The sequence below is a fragment of the Nitratidesulfovibrio oxamicus genome (assembly GCF_015731765.1).
Taxonomy (GTDB): Bacteria; Desulfobacterota; Desulfovibrionia; order Desulfovibrionales; family Desulfovibrionaceae; genus Cupidesulfovibrio; species Cupidesulfovibrio oxamicus.
This window is the reverse complement of record NZ_VRYY01000268.1, coordinates 1-3,485: the sequence shown is the minus strand read 5'-3', so window position 1 is coordinate 3,485 and position 3,485 is coordinate 1. Positions and strand designations below refer to the sequence as shown.

4 protein-coding genes are annotated in these 3,485 nt (G+C 66.5%); all 4 read right to left on the bottom strand.

From position 1 onward, the window contains the following. Positions 1-428: 428 nt before the first annotated feature. Positions 429-764 (bottom strand): hypothetical protein, encoded by a 336-nt coding sequence (locus FVW20_RS10030; protein WP_196609320.1) that lies wholly within the window; start codon positions 762-764, stop codon positions 429-431. 8 nt (positions 765-772) lie between these two features. Further along, on the bottom strand, positions 773-2,086 hold the full coding sequence (gene hemA, locus FVW20_RS10025) for a glutamyl-tRNA reductase (protein WP_196609319.1): 1,314 nt from the start codon (positions 2,084-2,086) through the stop codon (positions 773-775). A gap of 102 nt (positions 2,087-2,188) precedes the next feature. After that, the gene (locus FVW20_RS10020) at positions 2,189-3,016 is read right to left on the bottom strand and encodes a cytochrome C assembly family protein (protein WP_196609318.1); all 828 of its coding nucleotides are present in this window, start codon (positions 3,014-3,016) and stop codon (positions 2,189-2,191) included. Further along, on the bottom strand, positions 3,003-3,485 hold a 483-nt coding region (locus FVW20_RS10015), incomplete at its 5' end, for a precorrin-2 dehydrogenase/sirohydrochlorin ferrochelatase family protein (protein WP_196609317.1). The genes FVW20_RS10020 and FVW20_RS10015, both read right to left, overlap by 14 nt.

Genomic DNA, 3,485 nt, shown 5'->3' with positions numbered 1-3,485 from the left:
TGCCCCGCGCAGCAGTTCCGCGGTCAGGAAGCCGCCCACGCGCAGGCAGAACCGCGCCGCAGGCGGCGGCAGATCCTGCAGGCGCAGGGGCAGCCGTTGCGGCAGCAGCGGGCGCGCCGTGAGGGCGGGAGAGGCGTGCGGGGTATCGGGATGGGGCATGGTTGGCCTGCGGACGAAAGAGGGAACGCCCGGCGCAAAGGCCGGGGCGGGAAGGCGTGACGGTGTCGTAGGCGGCTGCGTGAGGGCAGTGCCCGCCACCCGTGATGGCTTCACGCTTGCCTGCCTCTGGCTGATATGCGTGGGGCACGGTGCCGACAACGGGAAAGCGGCGAGAGCGGCAAAAAGCGCGCGGGTTCCGAAACGGGGGGCGGCTGGATGGCGCCAACCCGCAGTGCGGACAGGCGACGGCGCAACGCGCGGCTCCGTCGCTACACCGCTATGCCAAGGTCCGCCAGCAGGCCGTCCAGATAGTCGATCATGTGCGCCCGCAGTTCTGGCGAGGCGTAGGCGATGCATTCGCAGCGCAGCATGCCCCGCGCCCGCACCAGCAGTTCCATGCGCAGGGCGTCCTCGTCCACCTCCAGCGCGAGGCAGAACGGGCCGCAGCTTTCGCCGTGGGCCACCTGCACGGGGGTAAGGTGGTGCTGGGGCACCGGCAGCCAGTAGAGGCCGCTCATGCCGCCGCCAAGGTCCATTTCGGCCAGGCGCGCGCGCACGGCGGCGATGTCGTCGGTGGTCAGGTCGTCTATGCAATAGGTGCGCATGGGGTCTCTTATGCGTGGTGCTTGCGGTCGCTGTGGGCGTCTTCGGGCACGTCGTCGCAGTCCAGGTTGAACATGCGGCGGGTGATGTCGATGTACCGGGTTCCGGCCTCTTCCTCGTCGAAGCGGCGTTTCAGGAAGGTGATGGGTTCGTGGTTCACCTTCTTGACGATGGCGCACAGCATGGCCTGCAATGCCTCGCGGGTGGCGTTGTCCACCGGGCCAAGGCGTTTCAGGGTGCGGGCCAGTTCGTCCTGGGCAATGCGTTCGCTGCGCCGCAGCAGGTCCACGATGGTGGGTTGCAGGTCGAGCGACTTCAACCACCTGGCGAAGTTGCCCGCCTCTTCTTCCACGATGGAGCGGGCCTTGGCCGCCTCGTCGCGGCGCTGGGCCATGTTTTCCTCGACCACCTCTTTCAGGTCGTCGATGTCGTACAGGTAGACGTTGTCCAGGTTGTTGACGTCGGGGTCGATGTCGCGCGGCACGGCAATGTCGATGAAGAACATGGGCCGGTTCTTGCGGCGCTTCAGCACGTCCTTGATGTCCCGCGCCCGGATGATGGGCTCGTGCGCGCCGGTGGAACTGATGATGATGTCCGCCTCGGCCAGCCGCACCGACAGATCCTGGAACAGCACCGCCTCGCCCTTGAACTGCCTGGCCAGTTGCAGGCCGCGTTCGAAGGTGCGGTTGGCCACCATGATCTCGCGGATGCCGGAATTCAGCAGGTGGGTGGCCGCAAGTTCCGCCATTTCGCCAGCGCCGATCAGCATGGCCTTGTACTGCGACATTTCACCGAAGATGCGCTTGGCCAGTTCCACCGCCGCGTAGCTGATCGACACGGCGCTGGAGGCCACGCCGGTTTCGGTGCGCACCCGTTTGGCCACGGAAAAGGCCTTGTGCAGCAGGCGGTTCAGCACCACGCGGGTGGCGTTGCGGCCCACGGCCTTGCGGTAGGCGTCCTTGAGCTGGCCGAGGATCTGCGGTTCGCCCACCACCATGGAATCGAGGCTGGAGGCCACGCTGAACAGGTGGCGCACCGCGTCGATGCCCTTGTGCACGTAGACGAAGGGTTCAAGGTCGCCGCGCTGCTGGCCGCGCGCGGCGGCCCAACAGTCCAGCACGCGCGCGGGCACGCCGGGGCCGTTGCCCACGGCCATGATTTCCACGCGGTTGCAGGTGGACAGGATGACCACTTCGGAGATGTCGTCACCGGTGGGCACCACCCCTTGTTCAAGGACGGTACAGTCGGTGAGGGCGAACCGCTCGCGCACTTCGACGCTGGCGGTGCGGTGGTTGAGGCCGATGAGATAGATTTCCTGATCCATGTGAACTCTGTGCTTCGCGGGGTGCGTCTTGTGGTCCGCTGGGTGCGCGGCGTGCGGCGCCTGCTCCGGGTTGCGGGTCATGGTTCCTGCGGGGTGCTGCGGTTACTGCGGGTTGAAGCTGTGGTGCGTGGTCATCAGGAAGTTGACCCCCAGCAGCGAGAACACGCATACCGCGAAGATCCAGATGGCCATGACGGCGGTCTTGCGGCCCCGCCAGCCCAGCGCCAGCCGCTGGTGGAACAGCAGGGCGAACATGCACCACACCACCAGCGAGACGACTTCCTTGGGGTCCCACGACAGCATCTTGCCCCAGGCTATGCGCGCCCACACGAACCCGGAAACCATGCCCAGCGTGAACAGCGGAAAGCCCGCCATCACCGCGAGGTGGTTCACCTTGTCAAAGGCGGAAAGCGCGGGCAGGTCGCGGTCGAAGCCGGAAAGGCGCGTCTTGTGCTTCAGCTTGCGGTCCATGTACAGGAACAGCAACCCGGCCCCGCAGGCCATGGTCATCAGGCTGAAGCTGAGGAACAGCGTGCCGATGTGCAGCCCGAAGAACAGGCCGGACATGGCGGGCGGCAGCTTGCTTTGCACGTCGGCCAGCATGAACGACGAGACGTAGAACACCAGCGCCACCGGAGAGGCGGTAAGCCCCAGGAATTCCAGCCGCAGCCGCCACCAGACAAAGAAATAGATCAGCAGCAGGCTCCACGAGAGCATGCGGAAATAGTAGGCTTTTTCCAGAACCTGCCAGGTCTGCCCCTGCATGGACAGCCCCAGCATGACGGTGTGCAGGGCAAAACCCGCCAGCGTCAGCCATTGCGAAAGGCGCTTCAGCCTGTCGCGCCGGGCCAGCAGGCCCACGGCAATGCATACCGTGCCAAGCACGTAGAGCATGATGATGGCGATGGAAAGCAGCTCAAGCGAGCTCATGCAGCAACTCCACGATGCGCGGATGCAGTTCCGCGGGCAGCAGTTCGGTCAGGATGCGTTCGGCCCCGGCGTGGTCGCGCGCGGCCAGTGCGTCGATGAGCGGCGATTCCACGAGGGCGCGGAACAGCGCCGTATTCTGCCCTGTCTCTTGCCCAAGCGCAAGGACGAGCGGGCGCAGGCGGCCCAGCAGTACGGCAATGGCGTCGTACCGCGCGCCGAACCATTGTTGCAGGTCCATGCGGATGCGCCGGGCAAGGGCCGGGCTGTGTCCCCCGGTGGAAAGGGCCACCGTCAGGTCGCCGCAGGCGAAGTGGGCAGGCACGATGAACGCCCCCGTGTCCGGGGCGTTTGCCACGTTGCAGGGCACGTTGCGCTGGCGGCAGGCATCGGCCACGGCGGCGTTGACGGTGCGGTTGCCCGTGGCCGCGAAGGCCAGTGCGCAGCCGTCCACGTCGGCGGGGACGAAGGG

Coding starts and splice junctions, on each gene's coding strand:
- FVW20_RS10020 (WP_196609318.1), bottom strand. CDS start 3,016: ATGAGCTCGCTTGAGCTGCTTTCCATCGCCATCATCATGCTCTACGTG.
- hemA (WP_196609319.1), bottom strand. CDS start 2,086: ATGGATCAGGAAATCTATCTCATCGGCCTCAACCACCGCACCGCCAGC.
- FVW20_RS10030 (WP_196609320.1), bottom strand. CDS start 764: ATGCGCACCTATTGCATAGACGACCTGACCACCGACGACATCGCCGCC.